Origin of the sequence: Agromyces sp. S2-1-8 (assembly GCF_021129215.1) — a bacterium.
Taxonomy (GTDB): Bacteria; Actinomycetota; Actinomycetes; order Actinomycetales; family Microbacteriaceae; genus Agromyces; species Agromyces chromiiresistens.
Map to the genome: position 1 here is coordinate 2,825,664 of NZ_JAJOLP010000001.1, position 22,848 is coordinate 2,848,511.

Below are 22,848 nucleotides of genomic sequence, written 5' to 3' on the forward strand. Positions count from 1 at the left end.
TGCATCGTCCTCGTCAGTGGGCGGCCGCCTCGACGTGCGCGCGGCTCACCCGCTTGCGGAAGATCCAGTACGTCCACGCCTGGTAGGCGAGCACGAGCGGCAGGAAGATCAGCGCCACCCAGCTCATGACCGTGAGCGTGTACGGCGTCGACGAGGCGTTCTCGATCGTCAGGCTGTTCGCCGGATCGTTCGACGCGGGCATCACGTCGGGGAAGAGCGACGCGAACAGCGCGAGCACTGCGGCGGCGACGGTGATCGCGAGCAGCGCGAACGCGACTCCTTCGGCACCTCGCAGGTTCGCGATCCAGCCGCCGACGAGCGCGACGGCCGCGATCCCCGCCAGGATCCAGAACCAGGGAGTGCCGAACGCGAGCCCGGTCCACAGCAGGAAGGCGGCCGCGACGACGATCGTGACGACGCCCGCGCGCGTGGCGAGCCTGCGCGCACGCGCGCGCAGGTCGCCCTCGGTCTTGAGCGAGGCGAACACCACCCCGTGCGTGAAGAACAGGAGGAGCGTCGTGAGCCCGCCGAGCAGGGCGTACGGGTTCAGCAGGTCGAACAGCGTGCCCGTGTAGTTGTGGTCGGCATCGAGCGGCACGCCCTGCACGATGTTCGCGAAGGCCACACCCCAGAGCAGCGCCGGCACCGCGGAGCCGACGACGATCATGCCGTCGAACCAGGCCTTCCACTTCGACTCGGGGCGCTGGTGGCGGTACTCGAACGAGACGCCGCGGGCGATGAGCGCGAGCAGGATGAGCAGGAGCGCCAGGTAGAACCCCGAGAACAGGGTCGCGTACCACTCGGGGAAGGCGGCGAACAGGGATGCCCCGGCGACGATGACCCACGTCTCGTTGAGGTCCCAGACCGGGCCGATGGTGTTGATGAGCACCCGTCGGTCGGTGTCGTCCCTGCCGAGGAACGGCAGCGACATGCCGATGCCGAAGTCGAAGCCGTCGAGCACGAAGTAGCCGACGAAGAGGAAGGCCACGATCCAGAACCAGAGCGTTGAGAGATCCATGTCCGTCTCCTCAGTAGACCGTTGCGGCGGGCTCGACGCGGCCCGATTCGGGGTCGGGCTCGCCGATCTCGGGCGGCCCCTGCTTGATGGCGCGGATCACGAGCCGCACCTCGACGACCGCGAGCGCGCCGTAGATGAGCGTGAACGCGACGAGCGAGATGAGGACGTCGAGCCCGGTGACGTTCGGCGAGACCGCCGACTCGGTCGGCAGCAGGCTGAACACGATCCAGGGTTGGCGACCCATCTCGGTGAAGATCCAGCCGACGATCATCGCGGCGAGCGAGAGCGGGAAGCTCCAGATCGCGATCTTCCAGACCCACTTCTGCCGAGGCATCCGGCCCTTGCGGGTGAGCCACAGGCCGACGACCGCGACGAGCACGTGCAGCATGCCGAGGCCGATCATCCAGCGGAACGCCCAGTACGTGACCCAGATGATCGGCGCGTAGTCGCCGGGGCCGTAGAGGGCTTGGTAGTCGGCCTGCAGATCGTTGATGCCTTCGACGCAGCCGTCGAAGGTGTGCGTCGACAGCAGAGAGAGCACGTAGGGCACCCGGATCGAGAAGAGCTCGGTCGTGCCGTCGGGGGTGCCGAGCGTGAACAGCGAGAACGACGCGTCGGCCCCGCAGACCGTGTCGTAGGTGGCTTCGGCGGCCGCCATCTTCATCGGCTGGGTCGCGACCATCGCGAGGCTCAGCTGGTCGCCGAAGAGGGTCGTCAGGATCCCCGAGCCGACCATGAGCCACAGGCCGAACTTCAGGGCCGGGCGCATCGAGTCGAGGTGCTGGTTGCGCGCGAGGTGCCACGCGCTCGCGCTGATGATGAGGCCGGCCGCGACCATGAAGCTCGCGGCGATCGTGTGCGGGAACGCGGCGAGGGCGACGGGGTTCGTCAGGAGCGCCCAGATGTCGACGAGTTCCGCGCGGCCCTTCTCGGCGTTCATCTCGTACCCGACCGGGTTCTGCATGAAGGCGTTCGCGGCGATGATGAAGTAGGCCGAGACGATCGTGCCGACCGCGGTGCACCAGATGGTGGCGAGGTGGATGCCGCGGGGCAGTTTGTCCCAGCCGAAGATCCAGAGGCCGATGAACGTCGCCTCGAAGAAGAACGCGAGCAGGCCCTCGAGGGCGAGCGGTGCGCCGAAGACGTCGCCGACGAACCGCGAGTACTCCGACCAGTTCATGCCGAACTGGAACTCCTGCACGATGCCCGTCACGACGCCCATGGCGAAGTTGATGAGGAAGATCGACCCGAAGAACCGGGTCACCTGCAGGTACTGGGTCTTGCCCGTGCGGTACCACGCGGTCTGGAAGATCGCGACCGTCGTCGCGAGACCGATCGTGATCGGTACGAACAGGAAGTGATAGACGGTGGTCAACCCGAACTGCCATCGGGCGAGCAGCAACGGATCGAGCAGCTCGTTCACGGATACCCCTTTCGCGGAGTCCGAACATCTCGGTGAGATTCTTCTACAAAGCGTAAAACTTTGCTTCTACACAGCGTAGAACAATCCCGCCGACGGCGGTACTCTGGATGCATGGCGAGTCTCGGAGATCTCGAGCGCTCCGTGATGGAGGTGCTCTGGTCGAGCGACGTCGCGCTCACAGCGAATGAGCTGCGCGACGCGCTGGCCGTGCGCGGCGGCGATTCCGGCCGCACGGTGGCGACCACGACCGTGCTGACGGTGCTCTCGCGGCTCGAGCGCAAGGGCTTCGTGAGCCGCACGCGCGAGCGCCGTCCGCACCACTACCAGGCGCTGCTCTCCCGAGAAGAGCACACGGCGGAGCTCATGCACGAGGTGCTCGACCGCGCGAGCGACCGTGACGCCGCCCTCGCCCGCTTCGTCGGCACGGTGAGCGACGGCGAGGCCGCGACGCTCCGCCGGCTCCTCGACGAGCTCGCGCACCACTGACGATGCTCGCCGTCGCCGCGGTGCTCGGCGTGCTCGCCTTCGCGCTGGCCTGGCCGATCCCGGTCGCGCTCTCGCGCGCCGCCTGGCCGTCGCGATCGCCGGCTGCCGCCCTCGTGCTCTGGCAGTCGATCGCGATCGCCGGCGGACTCTCGATGATCGGCTGCCTCCTCGTCTACGGCGCGGCGCCCGCCGGCTCGCTCGTCGGCGCCTGGAACGCCCTCGTACCCGTGCTCCTCACCGGCCCGATCCCGCCGGAGTTCGACGTGCTCGAGCTCGCCGCCATCACGCTCGCCGCCGGTCTCGCCCTGCACCTCGCGCTGAACCTCGCCCTCACCGCTGTTCGCGCCGAACGCGAGCGACGGCGCCAGCACCAGCTCATCGCCCTGCTCGGCGACCCGATGCCGGGCCAACCCAGCACCCGCGTGCTCGCGCACCCGACCCCGCTCGCCTACTGCGTGCCCGGCATCCGCACGGCGACCGTGCTGACCGACGGTCTCGTCGACGCGCTGAGCCCGGCCGAGCTCGCCGCGGTGATCGCTCACGAGCGCGCCCACCTCGACCAGCTCCATCACCTCGTGCTGCTCGCCTTCCGCGCCTGGCACAGCGCACTGCCGTGGTTCCCGATCGCGAACCGCTCGGAGCGCGCCGTGATCCTCCTCGCGGAGATGCTCGCCGATGACCGGGCACGCCGCGTCGCCGGCGACGACGCGCTGCGCGGCGCCATGCTCGTCGTCGGCGCCGACGCGGGCCCGGCCGGGCTCGGCGACGACGGCGTCATCGCCGACGCCGACATGCTCGAGGCGCGTCTCGCGAGGCTCGACGGCACGACCCCGGCCCGCGACGGTCGCGGCGGCCCCGCACCCCGTCGTGCAGTGCCCGCACCCTCACGGCCGCTCGTGGTCGCGGCCTCGATCGCGCTCGTCGCGATCCCCCTACTGGCGTACGCCCTCGTCCTGACGAATACGACGCCGGTCTGACGCGCGCGCACGCCGCGATCGATACGCTCGAACGATGAACGAGATCCTCGACTGGATCCTGAACACCGTGCAATCGGTCGACCCCGTCGTCAGGACGCTCCTCGCGGGAGTCGGGATCATGCTCGAGACGAGCGTGCTGATCGGCCTGGTGGTGCCCGGCGACACCATCGTGCTCGTCGCCGCGACGGGGGTCGAGGACCTCGCGCAGTACTTCGCGCTCGCGTTCGCCGTGATCATCGGCGCACTCATCGGCGAGAGCATCGGCTTCGGCATCGGCCACTGGTTCGGCCCGCACCTGCTGCACTCGCGCCTCGGCCGGCGCATCGGCGAGGACCACTGGCATCGCGCACAGCGCTACCTCGACCGTCGAGGCGGGCCGGCGATCTTCATCTCGCGGTTCCTGCCGATCCTGCACTCGCTCATCCCGCTGACCGTGGGCATGAGCACGATGCGCTACCGCCGCTTCATCGCATGGACGCTTCCGGCGTGCGTCCTGTGGGCGTTCGCCTATGTCACCGTCGGATGGCTCGCCGCCGGCAGCTACCGGGAGCTGAGCCGCCAGCTGCACTGGGCGGGCTACCTCTTCGTCGGCGTCATCGTCGTCTTCCTGGCGCTCGTGTGGCTCGCGAAGAAGCTCATCGTCCGCTCGGAGGCGAAGCACATGGAGGCGGCGGAGGCGTCCGACGACTCCGGGGCACTCGACACCGCGCCGGTGGCTCCGACCGCGTTCGCCCCTGACCGCCGGACGCACGACGACCGTGCCGACGGCGAGGGGCCGGATCCCTCGACACCCGGCCCCTCGCGTCTCGGCTCCGACCGCTGACGGCGGTCGCAGCCGCCGGTACTCAGAAGAGCGACTGCTCGGCGAGCCAGTCGCTCGCGATCTGCTCGGCCGACTCCTGGTCGTCGACGCTCTTCGCGTTGAGGGCGACGAGCTCGTCGGCGGTCAGTGCCGCGCTCACCGTGTTGATGACCTCGGCGGCCTTGTCGTCGACCTTCTCGCTGACGACGGGCACGACGTTCGACGCGAGGAACAGGCCCTCGGGGTCTTCGAGGGTCACGAGGTCGCTCGTCGCGATCGCGGGGTTCGCACTGAAGATGTTGACGAGCTGCACGTCGCCGTCCTGCAGGGCCTTCAGCGTCAGCGGGCCGCCCGAGTCCTCGATCGGCGTGAACGCGACGTCGACGCCGTAGACCGACTTCAGCCCCTCCGGCCCGTACGGCCGGGTCGCGAGCTCCGAGTTGCCGCCGAGCGTCAGCGGCGTGGTCACCTTCGCGAGGTCGGCGAGGCTCGTGACGTCGTTCTGCTCGGAGAACTCCTTGGTCACGTTGTACGAGTCCTGGTCGGTCGCGGGCGACTGGTCGAGGACGCGCAGCCCCTCGGGCAGCGAGGTCTCGAGCTCGGCGTACACGTCGTCGGCCGTCGTCGCCGTGGTGTCGGGGACGTAGTACTGGAGCAGGTTGCCCGTGTACTCGGGGAAGACGTCGATGCTCCCGCTCTCGATCTCGGGCATGTAGACCTCGCGCTGGCCGATGCGCGGCTGCAGCTCGACGGTGAACCCGTTGGCTTCGAGCGCCTGCGCGTAGAGCTCGGCGATGATCTCGTTCGAGTAGTAGTCCTGCGACCCGACGACGAGCGTCTCGCCGCCGCCGTCGGTCTCGCCCGATCCGCTGTCGAGCGGATCGCTCGATGCGCACCCTGCCAGGGCCACTGTCGCCCCGACCGCGACCGCCGCGAGTGCGACGAGCCGGCCTTTTCCTGCTGTGATCATGACTGGTTCCCTTCCTGGATGGGTTGCCCCACGGTCGCTCGCGACCGGGTCGGTCGTGAGCGAGGTTCGCGCGTGCGGGCGGCCCGCACGCCGGCGGGTACGACGACCCGCTGGATGATGGCGAAGCACCCGTCGACGACGAGTGCGAGGAGGATGACGAGGATCGAGCCGCCGAGCATCTCGGCGTAGTCGCGCGTCTTGAGACCCTCGAAGATGAAGCGGCCGAGCCCGAAGTTCGCGATGTATGCGGCGAGCGTCGCCGTCGCGACGATCTGCAGCGTGGCCGATCGGACGCCGCCGACGATGATCGGCATGCCGAGCGGCACCTCGACCTTGCTCACGACCTGGCGCTCGCGCATGCCCATCGCGCGTGCGGCATCGACGGTTCGGCGATCGACGCTCTCGAAACCCGAGTAGGCCCCGGCGAGCAATGGCGGCAGCGCCAGCACGACGAGCGCGATGATCGGAGCGGAGAGCCCGATGCCGAGCCACAGCCCGACGAGCGTCAGCAGACCGAGCGTCGGCAACGCGCGCAGGCCGCCGGAGACCATCACGGCGAGTTCGCGGCCGCGACCGGTGTGCCCCACGAGCCCGCCGAGCGGAAGCGCGATGAGTGCCGCGATGACGAGCACGATCGCCGAGATCACGAGGTGCTGCGCGATCCGCTCGGGAATGCTCCCGGGGCCCGTCCAGTGGGCGGGGTCGAGGATCCAGGCAACCGCTTCGAGCAGGAGGTTCACGAGGCGTCCACCTGCTCGACCCGCTCGAGGCTGCGGCGTCGTTGCGCCCGGCTCGGCCGCCACCAGGGCATGACCAGGCGCCCGATGGCCACACTCGCCCAGTCGAGCCCGATGGCGAGAGCCATCGTGACGACGATGCCGGTGATGATCTCGGCCTGGATCCCGCGTTGCAGACCGTCGGTGAACAGACTGCCGAGGCTCTGCACGCCGGTGACGGCGCCGATCGTCGCGAGGCTCACCGTGCTCACGATGACGACCCGGATGCCGGAGAGCAGCACGGGACCCGCGAGCGGGAGTTCGACGCCCCAGAACCGGCTGAACGACGCGTACCCGATCGCGGTGGCGGACTGGCGGACGTCTGGCTCGACGGCATCGAAGGCGTCGGCCGCGGTGCGAACGATCACGGCGATGCCGTAGAGGGTCAGCGCGACGACGAGGTTGATCGGCGAGGTCGTGCGCTGCCCGGTGAAGATCGGCAGCGCGATGAGCAGCGCGAGCGACGGGATCGCGTACAGCAGGCCGCACAGCGACAGCAGCACGCCGCGCGACCACCGGTACCGGTGCGCGACCCAGCCGATCGGAACGGAGATCACGAAGCTCAGTATGATCGCGGGCACCGACAATGCCAGGTGCACGAGGGTGAGCTCGCCGACCAGGTCGAGGTTCGACCAGAGCCACTTCACGAGGCGAGCACTCCCGCCGCACGCCCGTCGTCGTCGACGACCACGCGCCGACCGTCGACCTCGGTCACGTGCAGCACGCGCTTGCCCCGGTTCGCCCCGACGAAGTCGGCGACGAAGTCGTCGGCCGGGTTCGCGAGGATCTCCGCGGGTGACGCGGCCTGCGAGATGTGTCCGCCCTGCTGCATGATCACGACCTGGTCGCCGAGGAGGAAGGCCTCGTCGATGTCGTGGGTGACGAACACGACCGTCTTGCCCAGTTCGCCCTGCAGGCGGAGCAGTTCCTGCTGCAGCTCCGAACGGACGATCGGGTCGACCGCTCCGAACGGTTCGTCCATGAGGAGGATGTTCGGGTCGACCGCGAGCCCGCGGGCGACGCCGACGCGCTGCTGCTGACCGCCCGAGAGCTGGCTCGGGTACTTGTCGGCGAGCGAACGGTCGAGGCCGACGGTGTCGAGCAGTTCGAGCGCCCGCGCGTGCGCCTCGCGCTTGCGGACGCCGCGGAGGAGCGGCACGGTCGCCACGTTGTCGATCACCTTGCGATGCGGCAGCAGCCCGGAGTTCTGCATCACGTAGCCGATGCCGCGTCGCAGCACGACCGGATCGACGGTCGCGACATCCGTGCCGTCGATGAGCACCTGGCCGCCGGTCGGGTCGACCATGCGGTTGATCATGCGCAGGAGCGTGGTCTTGCCCGACCCCGACGAGCCGACCAGCACCGTCGTCTTGCGCGGCGGAATGACGATGTCGACGTCCGAGACGGCGAGCGTGCCGTCGGGGAAGCGCTTGGACACGCCGCGGAACTCGATCATGCTGGCTCAATCCCGTCGTCGGCGTTCGCTGCCATGTGCAGCTTCAAGCCAAACACCGATCGCGCCCGGAGCGCAACGGGGCGCCCCGCGAGTCGTCAGGCGGCTGAGGACGCGGAGAGGGCCCGTCCGAGGTGCTCGGCGAGGTAGTCGTGCACGAGACGCTTCGCCTCGGCGAGGTACCGCTCGTCGCCGTCGACCGATCGCTCGTACGCACGGCTGATGAGGGCGTCGCCGATCTCCATCGCCACCCCGAGGCGGAACCGCAGCTCCGCCTGGTCGCCCTCGCCGCCGAACTCGGCCTCGATGAGCCGGGCCATGCGGTGCGCGAACTCGGGCTCGACATCGCCTTCGGCGAGCTCGCGCTGCGCGGCGTGCACGACGCTGAACCCGGGCTCGCCGGCGTACATCTTGGCGCTGACGTCGAGCGCGACGTCGACGACCGTCCACCACGACTCGAGCGTCGTGCGCGCCATCTCGTCAGCGACCCGCTCGCGGAACCGGTGCACCGAGCGCTCGCGCAGCGCGTAGAGCACGGCGACGCGGTCGGGGAAGTAGCGGTACACCGTGCCGATCGAGGCGCCTGCGCGCTCGGCGACCATCTGGGTCGTCAGGCGCTCGAACCCCGATTCGTCGACGATCTCGGCGGCAGCATCGAGCAGCGCGTCGAGGCGCTGGCTGGACCGACGCTGCGTCGGCTCGGTGCGGACCGAGCGCCTCCGGCTCGGATCGGCCCCGAGGATCAGGTCGATGTTCGGCACGGAACCTCCTCAGTTGCTCGGACCACTCTACCGGGCGTCGAACGCCCGGGCGTGCACCCGCCGTTTCGCGACGTGTCCCCCGTGCATGACAGACTGAGTGGATGCCGGCGAGCTCCCCCACCCCGCACGGTTCTCGAGAGCGCCAGGTCCGGCATCGCGCCGCGCGCATCGAGGACTGGTTCCACGACGTGCGCTCCCGCGGCGCCCGTCGTCGCGGGCATGTGCCGACCGTCGTGCCGTACACGGGATACGGCTCGACCGAATGGGTGCGCGTGTTCTGCCGCGTGCTGCTGTCGAAGCCGGTGGCCGCCGACGAACGCTCGAAGCGCCGCCGCAAGCGCGGCGAACAGGGCATCCGGGGCTGGCGCAGCTTCACGAGCGTGCCGGTCGGCGACGTTCCGGTCGTCATCGACGTCGGCGGCCAGCGCATCGAGGTGCTCGCCGACCGCGGCGGCGTCGTCGACACGACCGTGCCGGCGTCGCTCGCGCCCGGCTGGCACCGTGCCACCCTCAGCACCGAGGGCGCCGAGCCCGTCGAGGCGCCGATCCGCATCGTCGGTCCCGACGTCGACTTCGGCATCATCTCCGATGTCGACGACACCGTCATGGTGACGGCGCTCCCCCGCCCGCTCGTCGCCGCTTGGAACACGTTCGTGCTCGACGAGCACGCACGCATCCCCACGCCCGGCATGGCCGTCCTGTTCGAGCGGCTCGCCCGCTCGCACCCCGGCTCCCCCGTCATCTACCTGTCGACGGGCGCGTGGAACGTCGCACCCACCCTCACGCGCTTCCTCTCGCGCAACCTGTTCCCCGCCGGCCCGCTGCTCCTGACCGACTGGGGCCCGACTCACGATCGCTGGTTCCGCAGCGGCCGCGAGCACAAGGCCGAGAATCTCCGTCGCCTCGCCGAGGAGTTCCCGAACGTGCGCTGGCTGCTCATCGGCGACGACGGCCAGCACGACGAGGAGCTCTACGCCCGCTTCGCCGCCGAGCATCCCGATCGCGTCGCCGCGATCGCGATCCGCCGGCTCTCGACCGGTGAGGCCGTGCTCGCCGGCGGACGCACCAAGGCCGAGGAGCACGGCACCGACGTGCCATGGGTCTCGGCGAGCGACGGCTCGACGATCGCCGATCGGCTCGCCGAGGTCGGCGTCGTCTGAGCGCTCCGCTCGTCGCGCACACCTGGTCGGAGCGCTAGCGGGCGACCGCCCGGTCGCGAGACCGCCGGAACGACGCGAGTCCGCGGTTGACCTGCCGCGCCCACAAGGGCCCGCGGTAGATGAAGGCCGAGTACCCCTGCACGAGCGTCGCACCTGCGTCGAGCCGGTCCTGCACATCGGCGGCCGTCTCGACGCCGCCGACCGAGATCACGCACAGGTCGTCGGGCACGCTGCGGCGCACGACGCGCAGCACCTCGAGCGAGCGGGCGGCGAGCGGGGCACCCGAGAGGCCGCCGGCACCGATGGCTTCGATCGCGGATGCCTCGGTCGTGAGTCCCTCGCGGGAGATCGTCGTGTTCGTGGCGATGATGCCGTCGAGGCCGAGCCGCACGACGAGCTCGCAGATGCGCTCCACCTCCGAGTCGGCGAGGTCGGGCGCGATCTTCACGAGGAGCGGGGTGGTTCCCGCGGCCTCGCGCACGGTCTCGAGGAGCGGTGCGAGGGCGTCGAGCTCCTGCAGCCCACGGAGGCCGGGTGTGTTCGGAGAGCTCACGTTGACCACGAGGTAGTCGGCGTACGGGGCGAGCAGCTTCGCGCTGCGCACGTAGTCGCCCACGGCGTCCTCGACGGCGGTCACCCGGCTCTTGCCGATGTTGACACCGAGCACGGGCCGGTGCGAGCGGCGCGACAGCCGCGAGAGGCGACCGGCCGCAGCATCCGCCCCGCCGTTGTTGAACCCCATGCGGTTGATGAGCGCCCGGTCCTTCACCAGCCGGAAGAGGCGCGGCCGCTCGTTGCCCGGTTGCGCGATCGCCGTGATCGTGCCGACCTCGACATGCCCGAAGCCGAGCTGGCCGAGACCGATGACCGCGCGAGCGTCCTTGTCGAAACCCGCGGCCACGCCGAACGGCGACGGGAATCGGAGCCCGAGCGTCTCGACCGCGAGTGACGGGTCGGGGGCGGTGAACCGCTCGACGAGCCGTCCGAGGCCGAGCGTCGGCAGGCCCCGGATCACGCTGAACGCGAGGTGGTGCGCGTCTTCGGGGTCGAGCTTCGTGAGGAAGAGGGAGAAGAGGAGTCGATACATGCCGGATTCAGGGTACCCGTCGCGAGGCACGGCGACGTCACTCGACCGGCCGGGCGGGCAACCGGCCGTGCTCCTCGCGCAACTGCTCGATCGCCGCCTCGAAGTCGTCGAGCGACTCGAACGCCTGGTAGACGCTCGCGAAGCGCAGGTACGCCACCTCGTCGAGCTCGCGGAGCGGCGGAAGGATGGCGAGGCCGATGTCGTTCGCCTCGATCTGCGACGCACCGGTCGAACGGATCGTCTCCTCGACCTTCTGCGCGAGCACCGCGAGGTCGGAATCGGTCACCGGGCGACCCTGGCACGCCTTCTTGACGCCCAGCACGACCTTCTCGCGGCTGAACGGCTCGACGACACCCGAGCGCTTCATGACGACGAGGCTCGCCGTCTCGGTCGTCGAGAACCGACGCCCGCACTCGGGGCACTGCCTGCGGCGGCGGATCGACAGTCCGTCGTCGCTCGTGCGGGAGTCGATGACGCGCGAATCGGGGTGGCGGCAGAAGGGACAGTACATGGTGACCCCAGCCTAGCGGCGCGCGGGCGCCTCACTCCGCGTCGAAGCGAGCCGCCACGGCCTCGCCGTGAGCAGGCAGGTCCTCCTCGGTCGAGAGGGCGGCGATCACCGGGGCGACCTCGCGCAGCGCGGCCTCGTCGTAGCGCACGACCTGCTGCGGACGCAGGAAGGTCGCGGCCGACAATCCCGCCGCGAAACGGGCCTGACCGCCGGTCGGCAGCACGTGGTTCGAGCCGGCGGCGTAGTCGCCGAGGCTCACCGGCGAGTAGGGGCCGATGAAGATCGCACCCGCGTTCTCGATGCGGGCGAGCACGGCGTCGGCGTCGCGGACCTGGATCTCGAGGTGCTCGGGCCCGAAGGCGTTCGCGAACGCCGCCGCCTGCTCGAGGTCGTCGACGAGGACGAGCGCCGACTGCGCGCCGGTGAGCGACTGGTGCACGCGGTCGCCGTGCTTCGTCGCGGCCGATCGCGCCGCGAGCCGGTCGAGCACCCGCTCGGCGAACGCGGGCGAATCGGTCACGAGCACCGCAGCGGCGAGCTCGTCGTGTTCCGCCTGGCTGATGAGGTCGGCGGCCACGAAATCGGCGTCAGCCGCATCATCGGCGATGACGAGGATGTCGGTCGGTCCCGCTTCCGCGTCGATGCCGGTGACCCCGTGGACGACCCGCTTGGCCGCCGCGACGTAGACGTTGCCGGGCCCGGTGACGAGCTGCACCGGCTCGAGCCCGAGGGCGGGCACGCCGTACGCGAAGGCACCGATCGCGCCGGCGCCGCCCATCGCGTAGACCTCGGTGATGCCGAGCAGGGCGGCGACGCCCGCGATCGTCGGGTGCACGCGCCCGCCGAACTCCGCCTGCGGCGGCGAGGCGAGCGCGATCGATGCGACGCCGGCCGCCTGTGCGGGCACGACGTTCATGACGACGCTCGAAGGGTAGACGGCCTTGCCGCCCGGCACGTACAGGCCGACCCTGCCGACCGGTTGCCAGCGCTGCTCGATGACGGCGCCCGCACCGAGCTCGGTGCGCCGGGCGGCGGGCACCTGGGCGGAGCTCGCGGCGCGCACCCGCTCGATCGTGCGTTCGGCCGCGGCCCGGATCTCGGGCGCGAGGCCGTCGCGCGCAGCTGCGAGCTCGTCGGCGGGCACTCGCACGTACGGCGGAGTCACCCGGTCGAAGCGCTCGGCCTGCTCCAGGAGCGCCGACTCGCCATGCGCTCGGACGGCCTCGATGAGGGCGCGCGCGGGCTCGAGCGCGGCCGACACGTCGGTCGCCGCCCGGGGCACGAGCGCGAGCAGTTCGCTCGTCGATGGGCGGGTCGCGCGGAGGTCGATCGTTCGCAGCATGGTGGCTCAAGCCTACCGAGCGGCGCCCGCCGCCCGGCGGGCCGGCGTCACACGAGGCAGTTCGGGCCGAGCAGGCTCTTGAGCTCGCCGTAGAAGTCGGCGCTCACGTTCACCGGGTACGGCAGCTCGAAGACGCGTGCGGACCGCCCGCGCACGAGCTTCAGCCGCACCTCGGTATCGCCTCGATGCCGGCTCAGCACCTCGCCGAGGGCGGTGATCGTCTCGGTCGTCGCCCGCTGGTCGGGCAGCGAGATCATGACCGGGCCGCTCTCTTCGCCCTGGCCGAGGTCGGGCGTGAAGACGCTGAAGGCGTGCAGGTTCATGCCGTCGTCGCGCATGCTGACCCGGCCCCGTACCACGGCGATCGTGTCGGCCTGCAGGCCCGGTGCGAACTCCTGGTAGGCCTTGCCCATGAACATGACGGTGATCTCGCCCGAGAAGTCCTCGACCTGGATCATGCCGTACTGGTTGCCCGAGGCCTTGGCGATACGGTGCTGCACGCTCGTGACGAGGCCCGCGACGGTGACCGTGTCGCCGTCCTGCGTGGAGTCGGATCCCATGAGGTCGGTGATCGTCGTCGAGGCGTGCTTGGCGAGCGGCACCTCGAGGCCGGCCAGCGGATGGTCGGACACGTAGAGCCCGAGCATCTCGCGCTCGAAGGCGAGCTTGTCCTTCTTCGTCCATTCGGGCCGGTCGGGGACCAGCGAGGGCGCGGCCTCCTTCTCGTGCTCGTCGAAGAGGCTGTCGAAGTCGAACCCGACGTCGCCGTTCTCCTCGGCGCGCTTCTCCTTCACGGCCGACTCGACGGCGCCCTCGTGGATCTCGACGAGCGAGCGACGCGTGTGGCCGAGCGAATCGAAGGCCCCCGCCTTCACGAGCGACTCGACCGTGCGCTTGTTCGCGACGGGGATCGGCACCTTCTTCAGGAAGTCGTGGAACGACTCGAACCGCCCCTCCTTCTCACGGGCGCCGCGGATCGCGTCGACGACGTTGAAGCCGACGTTCCGCACCGCACCGAGGCCGAAGCGGATGTCGTCGCCGACGGCGGCGAAGAATCCGATCGATTCGTTCACGTCGGGCGGGAGCACCTTGATGCCCATGCGGCGGCACTCGTTGAGGTAGAGGGCGAGCTTGTCGCGGGCGTCGCCGACGCTCGTGAGGAGGGCCGCCATGTACTCGGCCGGGAAGTGGGCCTTGAGGTACGCCGTCCAGTAGCTGAGCACGCCGTACGCCGCCGAGTGGGCCTTGTTGAACGCGTAGTCGGAGAACGGCAGCAGGATCTCCCACAGCTTGCCGATCGCCTCATCGGAGTACCCGTTCGACTTCATGCCCGCCGAGAAGCCCTCGTACTGCTTGTCGAGCTCGGACTTCTTCTTCTTGCCCATCGCGCGCCGAAGGATGTCGGCCTGGCCGAGCGAGAACCCGGCGACCCGCTGGGCGATCGCCATCACCTGCTCCTGGTAGATGATGAGGCCGTAGCTCGTGTCGAGGATGTCCTTCAGCGACTCGGCGAACTCGGGGTGGATCGGCGTGATCTCCTGCAGGCCGTTCTTGCGCAGCGCGTAGTTCGTGTGCGAGTTCGCTCCCATCGGGCCCGGGCGGTAGAGCGCGATGACGGCGGAGATGTCCTCGAAGTTGTCGGGCTTCATGAGGCGCAGGAGCGAACGCATCGGCCCGCCGTCGAGCTGGAACACCCCGAGCGTGTCGCCCCGCGAGAGGAGGGCGTAGGCCTCGGGGTCGTCGAGGGCGAGGTCTTCGAGCACCGGCCGGAAGCCGCGGTTCGCCTCGATGTTGTCGAGCGCGTCGTCGATGATCGTGAGGTTGCGCAGCCCCAGGAAGTCCATCTTGATGAGGCCGAGCGACTCGCACGCCGGGTAGTCGAACTGCGTGACGATCTGCCCGTCCTGCTCGCGCTTCATGATCGGGATGATGTCGATGAGCGGGTCGCTCGACATGATCACGCCGGCCGCGTGCACGCCCCACTGGCGCTTCAGGTTCTCGATGCCGAGCGCCGTCTCGAAGACGGTCTTGGCCTCGGGGTCGGTCTCGACGATCGCGCGGATGTCGCCCGCCTCTTTGTAGCGCGGGTGGTTCTTGTCGAAGATGCCGGTGAGCGGAATGTCCTTGCCCATGACCGCGGGCGGCATCGCCTTCGTGAGCTTCTCGCCCATCGAGAACGGGAAGCCGAGCACGCGCCCCGAGTCCTTCAGCGCCTGCTTCGCCTTGATCGTGCCGTACGTGACGATCTGCGCGACCCGCTCTTCGCCGTACTTCTCGGTCACGTACTTGATGACCTCGCCGCGACGACGCTCGTCGAAGTCGACGTCGAAGTCGGGCATCGAGACGCGGTCGGGGTTCAGGAAGCGCTCGAAGATGAGACCGTGCTGCAGCGGGTCGAGGTCGGTGATCTTCATCGCGTAGGCCGCCATCGAACCTGCGCCCGACCCTCGGCCCGGTCCGACCCGGATGCCGTGCTCCTTCGACCAGTTGATGAAGTCGGCGACGACGAGGAAGTAGCCCGGGAAACCCATCTGGCTGATGACGCCGACCTCGTAGTCGGCCTGCTTGCGCACGTCGGCCGGGATGCCGTTCGGGTACCGGAGGTGGAGGCCCTTCTCGACCTCCTTCACGAACCAGCTCTCTTCGTTCTCGCCCTCGGGCACCGGGAATCGCGGCATGTAGTTCGCGCTCGTGTTGAACTGCACGTCGCAGCGCTCGGCGATCGCGAGCGTGTTGTCGCACGCCTCGGGGTGGTCGCGGAAGATCTGTCGCATCTCGGCCGCGGTCTTCAGGTAGAAGTCGTCGGCGTCGAACTTGAACCGGTTGGGGTCGTCGAGCGTCGAGCCCGACTGCACGCACAGCAGCGCAGCGTGGCTCTTGGCGTCGTGCGCATGCGTGTAATGGAGGTCGTTCGTCGCGACGAGCGGCAGGCCCAGGTCTTTCGCGAGGCGCAGCAGGTCGGTCATGATGCGCTTCTCGATGCCGAGGCCGTGGTCCATGATCTCGCAGAAGAAGTTGTCGGCCCCGAAGATGTCGCGGAACTCGGCCGCCGCCTTGACCGCCTCGTCGTACTGTCCGAGCCTGAGGCGCGTCTGCACCTCGCCGGAGGGGCAGCCGGTCGTCGCGATGAGCCCCTTCGAGTAGGTCTGCAGGAGCTCGCGGTCCATGCGCGGCTTGAAGTAGTACCCCTCGATCGACGCGCGGCTCGAGAGGCGGAAGAGGTTGTGCATGCCCTCGGTCGTCTCCGACAGGAGGGTCATGTGCGTGTAGGCGCCCGAGCCGGAGACGTCGTCGCCGCCGCCGTTGCCCCAACGGATGCGGGTCTTGTCGCTGCGATGGGTGCCGGGCGTCAGGTACGCCTCGGTGCCGATGATCGGCTTGATGCCGGCGTCGGTCGCCTGCTTCCAGAAGTCGTAGGCGCCGAACACGTTGCCGTGGTCGGTGACCGCCACCGCCGGCATCTCGTACCCCTGGGCCGCCTTGATCAGCTCACCCACTCGAGCTGCGCCGTCGAGCATCGAGTACTCGGAATGCACGTGCAGATGGACGAATGAATCGGCGGCCACGGGGCTCCTCATCGGGGTGGATCTGGGTCGGTGCTTCGAGTGTACGGCGACCCGGTGACGCTCGTCGGCGTGTCGTTCGCGGGTCGGAGGTCAGTCGCCGCGGAGCACGTCGAGCGCGTGCGCGAGGTCGGCCGGGTAGGCGGAGGAAAACGTCGTCCACTCCCCCGTGCCCGGGTGCGTGAGCGAGAGCTCGTGCGCGTGCAGCCACTGCCGCGTGAGTCCGAGACGTGCCGAGAGCGTCGGGTCGGCACCGTACATCGCGTCGCCCGCGCAGGGGTGGCGCTGCGCCGCCATGTGCACGCGGATCTGGTGCGTTCGGCCGGTCTCGAGGTGCACCTCGAGGAGCGAGGCGTACGGGAACGCCTCGATCGTCTCGTAGTGCGTGACGGCGTGCTTGCCGTCGGCGGTCACGGCGAACTTCCACTCCGACCGCGGGTGGCGACCGACCGGCGCGTCGATCGTGCCGGCGAGCGGGTCGGGGTGCCCCTGCACGACCGTGTGGTAGATCTTCTCGACCTCGCGGTCGTGGAACTGCCGCTTGAGCTCCGTGTAGGCGCGCTCGGACTTCGCCACGACCATGAGGCCGCTCGTCCCGGCATCGAGGCGGTGCACCACACCCTGTCGTTCGGGCGCGCCCGACGTCGAGATGCGGAACCCGGCCGCGGCCAGCGCGCCGACGACCGTCGGGCCGTTCCAGCCGAGCGAGGGGTGCGCGGCGACGCCCGCCGGCTTGTCGACGACGACGAGATCGTCGTCGTCGTGCACGATGCCGAGCTCGGGAACCGCGATCGGTTCGACGGCGAGGGTGCGCGGCGGCTCCCAGCTCACCTCGAGCCAGCTGCCGGCGCGCAGGCGATCGGACTTGCCGACGACGACGCCGTCGAGGAGCACGCCGCCGGACTCCGCGATCTCCGCCGCCAGCGTGCGGGAGAAGCCGAGCAGCTTCGCGAGGCCGGCGTCGACCCTCGTGGCGTCGAGCCCGTCGGGCACGGGCAGCGAGCGATGTTCCATCAGGCCTCGGCGACGGCGGCCGCACGCGGCCCGTCGGCGTCGCCCGCGGCCGTGGTCTCGCCCGACGGAGCGTCGCCGTCGAGCGCGGTCGTTCCGGAGGCATCCGCCCGGTCGGTCTTCGGCGCGCGCGTCTCGCGCGTGCCGTCGAGCCCGACACCGCGGATGGTGAGGATCATGAACAGCACCATGCTCGACACGATCGCCATGTCGGCGACGTTGTAGATCGCCGGCAGCAGCCATGGCGTCGAGATGAAGTCGATCACGTGCCCGAGCCCGAAGCTCGGCTCTCGGAAGAGCCGGTCGGTCAGGTTGCCGAGCACCCCGCCGAGCAGGAGCCCGAACACGAGCGCCCACGCGACGGAGCGGATACGGCGGGAGAACCAGATGATGAACGTGATGACGGTCGCTGCGAGGATCGTGAAGATCCAGGTCATGCCGCTCGCGAGCGAGAACGCCGCGCCGGGGTTCCGCACGAACTGCCACTGGAGCACGGAGCCCAGCACCGGCACGACCTCGCCTTCGGTGAGGTTCGAGACGACGAGGAACTTGCTCAACTGGTCGAGGCCGTACGCCGCGAGTGCGGCGCCGGCCAGGACCAGCAGGGCGGTGGTGGTGCCGACCTTCGCGGCCCGCTCAGCCGCCAAAGCCCTGGAAGGTCGGAGCAGGCTGCTCGGCGGGGGCCGAGAAGCCCTGGTTGCCCGACACCTGCACCGGGGCGGCGGTGTCGAGCTCGCGCAGCTGACCCTCGATGTAGCTCTTCAGCTTGGCGCGGTAGTCGCGTTCGAACGTGCGCAACTCGTCGACGCGCTTCTCGAGCGCCACGCGCTCCTGGTCGAGGATGCCCATCTGCTGACGCTGCTTGGCTTCGGCCTCGGCGACGACGCGCGCCGCGGTCGCGTGACCCTCGGCGATGAGCGCATCGCGCTTCTCGATGCCCTCGCGCACGTGCTCCTCGTGGAGGCGGCGGGCGAGCTGGAGCAGGTTCGTCGTCGACGTCTGCTCGTCGAGCTCGGACTGCGGCGCTGCCGGCTGCGTCGGCACGGCGACCGTGGGCGGCGGTGCGGCGGGCTCCGTGTAGACGGCGGCGGGCGCGGGAGCGGCCGGGGCCGGGGCACTCGCGGCCTCGGCGGCGCGAGCCTCGGCGGCGGCGACGCGCTGGCGAAGCTCGTCGTTCTCCTGGTTCAGCCGGCGCAGCTCGACGACCACCTCATCGAGGAAGTCGTCGACCTCGTCCTGGTCGTAGCCCTCCCGGAACTTCGTCGCCTGGAAGCGCTTGTTGACCACATCTTCCGGAGTTAGCGCCATGGCTTCCCACCCTCAAATCTGTCGAACGGTTCGATCACGTTCTGCTAACGGTAGCAAACACCGACTGCGAGTCGTGAGCCGCGTTCGACTTCACCGGTCACGCTCGCAGGAGATGCTCAGCCGACGGCGGACGCCGCGGCCAGCCACGACACGACGGTCATGGCGACGATGACGACCAGCATGGCCAGGCTCCACCCGAGATCGAGTGCGACCTGGCCGATGCGGATCGGCGGGATGACACGGCGGAAGAACCTGACCGGCGGATCGGTGACGGAATACACGGCCTCGACCACCACGAGCCAGAACCCGCGTGGCCGCCAGGAGCGGTTGAACGTCCGCACGAGATCGAGCACGAACCGCCCCCACATCACGAAGAAGTAGATGAGCAGCAGTGCGTAGAGGACGTTCCAGACGATCGAGAGCGCGCCCACCGACGGCTACGCGTGCGTGAAGAACGACGCGTCGACGTCGCCCTCGGCGTCGCCGCTCTCGCCCGAGACGACGACGTGCGACGGCGACAGCAGGAACACCTTGCTCGTGACGCGCTCGATCTTGCCGTAGAGACCCTGCGAGAGGCCGCTGGCGAAGTCGATGAGCCGACGGGCGTCGCCGTCGGACATCTGCGAGAGGTTGATGATCACGGGGACTCCCTCGCGGAAGGACTCGGCGATCACCTGCGCGTCACGGTACTGGCGCGGGTGCACGGTCAGGATCTCGTTCATCTCCACCTGCGGGGTGCTCGGCTGTACGTGGTGCTTACGGAGCGGCGTGACTGCAGCCCCGATCTTCGGCGCCGGTGCGGGCGCCGCGTGGACGACCGGGGCGGGAGCCGCAGCTGCGGGGCCCGGCGAGGCGGCGGCGTGCGGCGCCTCCTCCTCGAGCTCCTCATCGGCGAGTCCGAGGTAGACCATGGTCTTCTTGAGCGGGTTCGACATCGATGCCTCCGTCTGTGTTCCGTCTCTTCGAGGCTAACCGGCGGTCGGCCGGTTCCCGGTGATTGCCGTTCCGATCCGGAGGTGTGTCGCACCCTCCAAGATCGCGTCGCGGAAATCGTGGCTCATCCCCATGGACAGGTCGGTCGCGTCGGGCGCGAGGCGCACGACGCGCTCGGAGAGCTCGCGGACGCGGGCGAAGGCGGGCCGTGCCGGCTCGTCGAGCGGCGCCACCGCCATCAACCCGCGCAGCACGAGGCCGGGGGTCTCGAGCACGTGCTCGACGAGCGCCTCGAGCTCCGCCGGGGCGACGCCGCCGCGGCCCGGATCATCCGTGAGGTTCACCTGCACGAAGCAGTCGACGGAGGTCTCGTCGGAGCGCAGCACGTCGACGAGCGCACGCCGGTCGATCGAGTGTATGGCCGACGCGTAGGTGCGGACCTGCCGTGCCTTCTTGCTCTGCAGCTGGCCGATGAAGTGCCAGTGCAGGCCGAGCTCCGCGAGCTCGGCGGCCTTCGCCTGAGCCTCCTGGTGGCGGTTCTCCCCCACGTCGCGCACGCCGAGGGTCGCGAGATCGCGCACGAGCGAGGCGGGCTGGAACTTCGTGACCACGATGGTCGTGATCTCGGATGCCTCGCGGCCGGCGTCGGCCGCGGCGTCCGAGATCGCCGCCTGCACGGCGGCGAGCCGGAAACCGAGCCCGCTCACGCGGCTCGCCCCCGGCCCGTCCGTGCCGCGCGCACTCGAGAAGCTCCGCTCACTTCAGGAAGTCGGGGATGTCGAGGTCGTCGTCTCCGTCGTCGAATGCCGGGTCGGTCACGATCTGGTCGGCGGTCGACGTCGACGCCTCGCCCCAATTGGCGGTCTCCACGAGTTCGTCGATGTCGATCTCCGCGATGACGTCGGCCGCTTCATCGCTCAGCGACTCGCCGAGGGCCGCCCCGCCGGCCGCGACCGGCACGCCGACCGCCGCGGCCGCCGCCGGCACGAAGTTCGAGCGGCGCGCCTCGACGGGCTTGGCATTGGGCTCACCGCCGTCGAAGCCGGCGGCGATGACGGTCACGCGCACCTCGTCGCCGAGGGTGTCGTCGATGACGGCGCCGAAGATGATGTTCGCCTCGGGGTGCACGGCCTCCTGCACGAGGCGGGCGGCGTCGTTGATCTCGAAGATGCCGAGGTTCGAGCCGCCCTGGATCGAGAGCAGCACACCGTGCGCTCCGTCGATCGACGCCTCGAGCAGCGGACTCGCGACCGCGAGTTCGGCGGCCTTGATCGCGCGGTCGGCGCCTCTCGACGAGCCGATGCCCATGAGGGCCGAGCCGGCCCCCTGCATGACCGACTTGACGTCGGCGAAGTCGAGGTTGATGAGGCCGGGCGTCGTGATCAGGTCGGTGATGCCCTGCACACCGGCGAGGAGCACCTGGTCGGCGGTCGAGAACGCCTCGAGCATCGAGATGCCCCGGTCGCTGATCTCGAGCAGACGGTCGTTCGGCACCACGATGAGGGTGTCGACCTCTTCCTTCAGGCGCGCGACGCCCTGCTCGGCCTGCGTCTGGCGCCGCTTGCCTTCGAAGCCGAAGGGCTTCGTGACGACACCGATGGTGAGCGCGCCGATCGACTTGGCGATGCGCGCGACGACCGGGGCACCCCCCGTGCCGGTGCCGCCGCCCTCGCCCGCGGTGACGAAGACCATGTCGGCGCCCGCGAGCGCCTCCTCGATCTCCTCCGCGTGGTCCTCGGCGGCGCGACGGCCGACCTCGGGGTCGGCGCCGGCGCCGAGACCCCGCGTCAGGTCGCGGCCGACGTCGAGCTTGACGTCGGCGTCGCTCATGAGCAGCGCCTGTGCGTCGGTGTTGATCGCGATGAATTCGACTCCGCGCAGGCCGAGTTCGATCATGCGGTTGACGGCGTTGACGCCGCCGCCGCCGATACCGACCACCTTGATAACGGCGAGGTAGTTCTGGTTTGTCGACATGTCCGGCCTTCCGTGCGAACTCTGAACCCTGAACCTCTAGTCGAAGGTTAAAGTTTTGCTGAGTATGCAATTCCTGAGACGACGGTAGGTCGCCGCGCGGGCGCGTCGAGCAAGGCGAGCCCGGCGTGTCGCGATCCGACCGTCGAGATGGTCGCCCGGGCCCCTCGCGAACCCTCCGGCGCCCCGCGTCAACCCGTGATCGGAGCCTCCGGCGACGAGACGTCGTAGCCGGGCACCGTGTCGGGCGGCGCCGCCTTCATGAGCGTCGCGAGCACGTCGGCCTTGAGACCGGAGTCGTTCGCGCCGCCCCAGACGACCGGCACCCCGCCCGCGAGCTCGAGCCGCACGTCGTCGGGAGTTTCCGCCGAGGCGCCGACGAGCTGGCTGCGGACCTCGGCGGGGAGGCTCCGCACGACCGCGGCGACGGCCTTGAAGCCCTCGGAGCCGACGCCCCCGTCGACCTCGATGAGCGGCTGCCCGTCGGGACGCTCGGCCGGCCGGTCGATGACGACCCCGGCCGCGTCCACGAGCTCGAGACCGCCGCCCTTCGCCTCGATGACGCCGACCGGCGTGCGCTCGACGATCCGCACCACGAGCGTGCCGGGCGGGATCGTCTCGACCGAGTACGTCTCGATGAGCCGGAAGTCCGCGAGTGCCGCATGCACCTGTTCGCCCGTGATGAGGGTCAGCGGGGTGCCGAGCTGGCCGTCGAACGCGGCCGCGATCGAGTCGGCGGGGATGCGCGAGGCTCCTTCGACGCGCACCTCGCGCAACGCCATGAGCGGCGAGTACGCGCCCGCGACGATGCCGACGGTCACGGCCGCGACCGCTCCGCCCGCGATCCACCAGGTGAGCCGACGACGGCGCGACCGCTTCGTGAACCGGCGCACCTCCTGCTTCTCGTAACGCCGGCGTTCGCGCTCGGCGGCCGCGAGTGCGCGCCTGGCCGACTTCGCATCGGCCGGCCGATCGCCGGTATGGTCCGCCGTCGCGGCAGCCGGCCCGGGTTCGACCTCGGGCGCCGCGGCGCCCGGTGCTCGGACGGCACCGCCCACGGGAATCGTCACGGAAGGTTCGACCACGACGATCGGCTCGGTCGTGACGCGGTCGGCTGCGTCCCTCCCGCCGTAGCGGAGCGACGGACCGGCCGCGCCGGCGGGCGCGGGCGCTCGTACGGCGCCGAGCGGATCGGCTCCCGCCGCGGGGGCGTCCGCACCGCCCCGCGGCTCGGGCGCCGGCGTTCGCCTCGGGCGCCGCGGCGTGCGTCCGTCGAAGCCCTGCGGCCGCTTCACG

23 protein-coding genes are annotated in these 22,848 nt (G+C 70.1%); 4 read left to right on the forward strand and 19 right to left on the reverse strand.

What is annotated here, in order from left to right; translation table 11 throughout:
• Window positions 1–13: 13 nt before the first annotated feature.
• A complete protein-coding gene (gene cydB, locus LR269_RS12915; protein WP_231431178.1) occupies window positions 14–1,018 on the reverse strand; it encodes a cytochrome d ubiquinol oxidase subunit II in 1,005 nt (334 codons plus the stop codon).
• A gap of 10 nt (window positions 1,019–1,028) precedes the next feature.
• Window positions 1,029–2,441 (reverse strand): cytochrome ubiquinol oxidase subunit I, encoded by a 1,413-nt coding sequence (locus tag LR269_RS12920; protein ID WP_231431179.1) that lies wholly within the window; start codon window positions 2,439–2,441, stop codon window positions 1,029–1,031.
• Window positions 2,442–2,552: 111 nt separating this feature from the next.
• Between LR269_RS12920 and LR269_RS12925 the strand changes: the two genes are divergently transcribed.
• The 3 genes from LR269_RS12925 to LR269_RS12935 are packed head-to-tail and all read left to right on the forward strand — an operon-like array spanning window position 2,553 to window position 4,727.
• Entirely contained in the window at window positions 2,553–2,927 is a 375-nt protein-coding gene (locus LR269_RS12925; RefSeq protein ID WP_231431180.1) for a BlaI/MecI/CopY family transcriptional regulator, read from the forward strand.
• A gap of 2 nt (window positions 2,928–2,929) precedes the next feature.
• Window positions 2,930–3,904 carry a M56 family metallopeptidase gene (locus LR269_RS12930; protein ID WP_231431181.1) on the forward strand — a complete coding sequence of 325 codons (975 nt, stop codon included), beginning with the start codon at window positions 2,930–2,932 and terminating at the stop codon, window positions 3,902–3,904.
• Between the two features lie 34 nt (window positions 3,905–3,938).
• Window positions 3,939–4,727, forward strand: coding sequence for a DedA family protein (locus tag LR269_RS12935; RefSeq protein WP_308191652.1), 789 nt, complete (start codon window positions 3,939–3,941; stop codon window positions 4,725–4,727).
• A 22-nt stretch (window positions 4,728–4,749) separates the two neighbouring features.
• Here LR269_RS12935 and LR269_RS12940 read toward each other — a convergent pair whose 3' ends face one another.
• From LR269_RS12940 to LR269_RS12960, 5 genes are all read right to left on the reverse strand, one after another.
• Window positions 4,750–5,676 carry an ABC transporter substrate-binding protein gene (locus tag LR269_RS12940; RefSeq protein WP_231431182.1) on the reverse strand — a complete coding sequence of 309 codons (927 nt, stop codon included), beginning with the start codon at window positions 5,674–5,676 and terminating at the stop codon, window positions 4,750–4,752.
• Window positions 5,673–6,416, reverse strand: a complete 744-nt coding sequence (locus LR269_RS12945) for an ABC transporter permease (protein WP_231431183.1) — start codon at window positions 6,414–6,416, stop codon at window positions 5,673–5,675. Before LR269_RS12945 ends, LR269_RS12940 begins: the two co-directional genes overlap by 4 nt.
• Window positions 6,413–7,099: an ABC transporter permease gene (locus tag LR269_RS12950; RefSeq protein WP_231431184.1), complete on the reverse strand. Its 687-nt coding sequence runs from the start codon at window positions 7,097–7,099 to the stop codon at window positions 6,413–6,415. The genes LR269_RS12945 and LR269_RS12950 overlap by 4 nt, the downstream gene beginning before the upstream one ends.
• A complete protein-coding gene (locus LR269_RS12955) occupies window positions 7,096–7,908 on the reverse strand; it encodes an ABC transporter ATP-binding protein (RefSeq protein WP_231431185.1) in 813 nt (270 codons plus the stop codon). Before LR269_RS12955 ends, LR269_RS12950 begins: the two co-directional genes overlap by 4 nt.
• Before the next feature lie 95 nt (window positions 7,909–8,003).
• Entirely contained in the window at window positions 8,004–8,666 is a 663-nt protein-coding gene (locus LR269_RS12960) for a TetR/AcrR family transcriptional regulator (RefSeq protein WP_231431186.1), read from the reverse strand.
• A gap of 101 nt (window positions 8,667–8,767) precedes the next feature.
• On the opposite strand from LR269_RS12960, the gene LR269_RS12965 reads away from it, so the two are divergent.
• Complete coding sequence (locus tag LR269_RS12965) at window positions 8,768–9,826, forward strand: App1 family protein (RefSeq protein WP_231431187.1); 1,059 nt, start codon at window positions 8,768–8,770, stop codon at window positions 9,824–9,826.
• Between the two features lie 34 nt (window positions 9,827–9,860).
• Here the strand turns inward: LR269_RS12965 and LR269_RS12970 are convergent, their stop codons facing one another.
• The 12 genes from LR269_RS12970 to LR269_RS19015 all read right to left on the reverse strand — a co-directional run bounded on the left by LR269_RS12970 (window position 9,861) and on the right by LR269_RS19015 (window position 22,847).
• Window positions 9,861–10,913 carry a quinone-dependent dihydroorotate dehydrogenase gene (locus LR269_RS12970; RefSeq protein ID WP_231431188.1) on the reverse strand — a complete coding sequence of 351 codons (1,053 nt, stop codon included), beginning with the start codon at window positions 10,911–10,913 and terminating at the stop codon, window positions 9,861–9,863.
• Window positions 10,914–10,950: 37 nt separating this feature from the next.
• Entirely contained in the window at window positions 10,951–11,424 is a 474-nt protein-coding gene (nrdR, locus tag LR269_RS12975; RefSeq protein ID WP_231431189.1) for a transcriptional regulator NrdR, read from the reverse strand.
• Between the two features lie 31 nt (window positions 11,425–11,455).
• Entirely contained in the window at window positions 11,456–12,766 is a 1,311-nt protein-coding gene (hisD, locus tag LR269_RS12980) for a histidinol dehydrogenase (protein ID WP_231431190.1), read from the reverse strand.
• Between the two features lie 47 nt (window positions 12,767–12,813).
• A complete protein-coding gene (dnaE, locus tag LR269_RS12985) occupies window positions 12,814–16,344 on the reverse strand; it encodes a DNA polymerase III subunit alpha (protein WP_374201122.1) in 3,531 nt (1,176 codons plus the stop codon).
• Window positions 16,345–16,422: 78 nt separating this feature from the next.
• Window positions 16,423–17,343, reverse strand: a complete 921-nt coding sequence (locus LR269_RS12990) for an RluA family pseudouridine synthase (RefSeq protein WP_231431191.1) — start codon at window positions 17,341–17,343, stop codon at window positions 16,423–16,425.
• The gene (gene lspA, locus LR269_RS12995) at window positions 17,343–17,987 is read right to left on the reverse strand and encodes a signal peptidase II (protein WP_308191654.1); all 645 of its coding nucleotides are present in this window, start codon (window positions 17,985–17,987) and stop codon (window positions 17,343–17,345) included. Before lspA ends, LR269_RS12990 begins: the two co-directional genes overlap by 1 nt.
• The gene (locus LR269_RS13000; RefSeq protein ID WP_231431192.1) at window positions 17,977–18,648 is read right to left on the reverse strand and encodes a DivIVA domain-containing protein; all 672 of its coding nucleotides are present in this window, start codon (window positions 18,646–18,648) and stop codon (window positions 17,977–17,979) included. Before LR269_RS13000 ends, lspA begins: the two co-directional genes overlap by 11 nt.
• Window positions 18,649–18,764: 116 nt before the next feature.
• The gene (locus tag LR269_RS13005; protein ID WP_231431193.1) at window positions 18,765–19,079 is read right to left on the reverse strand and encodes a YggT family protein; all 315 of its coding nucleotides are present in this window, start codon (window positions 19,077–19,079) and stop codon (window positions 18,765–18,767) included.
• Between the two features lie 6 nt (window positions 19,080–19,085).
• A complete protein-coding gene (locus LR269_RS13010; RefSeq protein ID WP_231431194.1) occupies window positions 19,086–19,583 on the reverse strand; it encodes a cell division protein SepF in 498 nt (165 codons plus the stop codon).
• 33 nt (window positions 19,584–19,616) lie between these two features.
• Window positions 19,617–20,288, reverse strand: coding sequence for a YggS family pyridoxal phosphate-dependent enzyme (locus LR269_RS13015; RefSeq protein ID WP_231431195.1), 672 nt, complete (start codon window positions 20,286–20,288; stop codon window positions 19,617–19,619).
• Between the two features lie 49 nt (window positions 20,289–20,337).
• Window positions 20,338–21,555 carry a cell division protein FtsZ gene (ftsZ, locus tag LR269_RS13020; RefSeq protein ID WP_231431196.1) on the reverse strand — a complete coding sequence of 406 codons (1,218 nt, stop codon included), beginning with the start codon at window positions 21,553–21,555 and terminating at the stop codon, window positions 20,338–20,340.
• A 188-nt stretch (window positions 21,556–21,743) separates the two neighbouring features.
• The gene (locus tag LR269_RS19015) at window positions 21,744–22,847 is read right to left on the reverse strand and encodes an FtsQ-type POTRA domain-containing protein (RefSeq protein WP_231431197.1); all 1,104 of its coding nucleotides are present in this window, start codon (window positions 22,845–22,847) and stop codon (window positions 21,744–21,746) included.
• Between the last annotated feature and the right edge of the window lies 1 nt (window position 22,848).

Coding starts and splice junctions, on each gene's coding strand:
- cydB (WP_231431178.1), bottom strand. CDS start 1,018: ATGGATCTCTCAACGCTCTGGTTCTGGATCGTGGCCTTCCTCTTCGTC.
- LR269_RS12925 (WP_231431180.1), top strand. CDS start 2,553: ATGGCGAGTCTCGGAGATCTCGAGCGCTCCGTGATGGAGGTGCTCTGG.
- LR269_RS12930 (WP_231431181.1), top strand. CDS start 2,930: ATGCTCGCCGTCGCCGCGGTGCTCGGCGTGCTCGCCTTCGCGCTGGCC.
- LR269_RS12935 (WP_308191652.1), top strand. CDS start 3,939: ATGAACGAGATCCTCGACTGGATCCTGAACACCGTGCAATCGGTCGAC.
- LR269_RS12940 (WP_231431182.1), bottom strand. CDS start 5,676: ATGATCACAGCAGGAAAAGGCCGGCTCGTCGCACTCGCGGCGGTCGCG.
- LR269_RS12955 (WP_231431185.1), bottom strand. CDS start 7,908: ATGATCGAGTTCCGCGGCGTGTCCAAGCGCTTCCCCGACGGCACGCTC.
- LR269_RS12965 (WP_231431187.1), top strand. CDS start 8,768: ATGCCGGCGAGCTCCCCCACCCCGCACGGTTCTCGAGAGCGCCAGGTC.
- LR269_RS12970 (WP_231431188.1), bottom strand. CDS start 10,913: ATGTATCGACTCCTCTTCTCCCTCTTCCTCACGAAGCTCGACCCCGAA.
- nrdR (WP_231431189.1), bottom strand. CDS start 11,424: ATGTACTGTCCCTTCTGCCGCCACCCCGATTCGCGCGTCATCGACTCC.
- hisD (WP_231431190.1), bottom strand. CDS start 12,766: ATGCTGCGAACGATCGACCTCCGCGCGACCCGCCCATCGACGAGCGAA.
- dnaE (WP_374201122.1), bottom strand. CDS start 16,344: ATGAGGAGCCCCGTGGCCGCCGATTCATTCGTCCATCTGCACGTGCAT.
- LR269_RS12990 (WP_231431191.1), bottom strand. CDS start 17,343: ATGGAACATCGCTCGCTGCCCGTGCCCGACGGGCTCGACGCCACGAGG.
- LR269_RS13000 (WP_231431192.1), bottom strand. CDS start 18,648: ATGGCGCTAACTCCGGAAGATGTGGTCAACAAGCGCTTCCAGGCGACG.
- LR269_RS13010 (WP_231431194.1), bottom strand. CDS start 19,583: ATGTCGAACCCGCTCAAGAAGACCATGGTCTACCTCGGACTCGCCGAT.
- ftsZ (WP_231431196.1), bottom strand. CDS start 21,555: ATGTCGACAAACCAGAACTACCTCGCCGTTATCAAGGTGGTCGGTATC.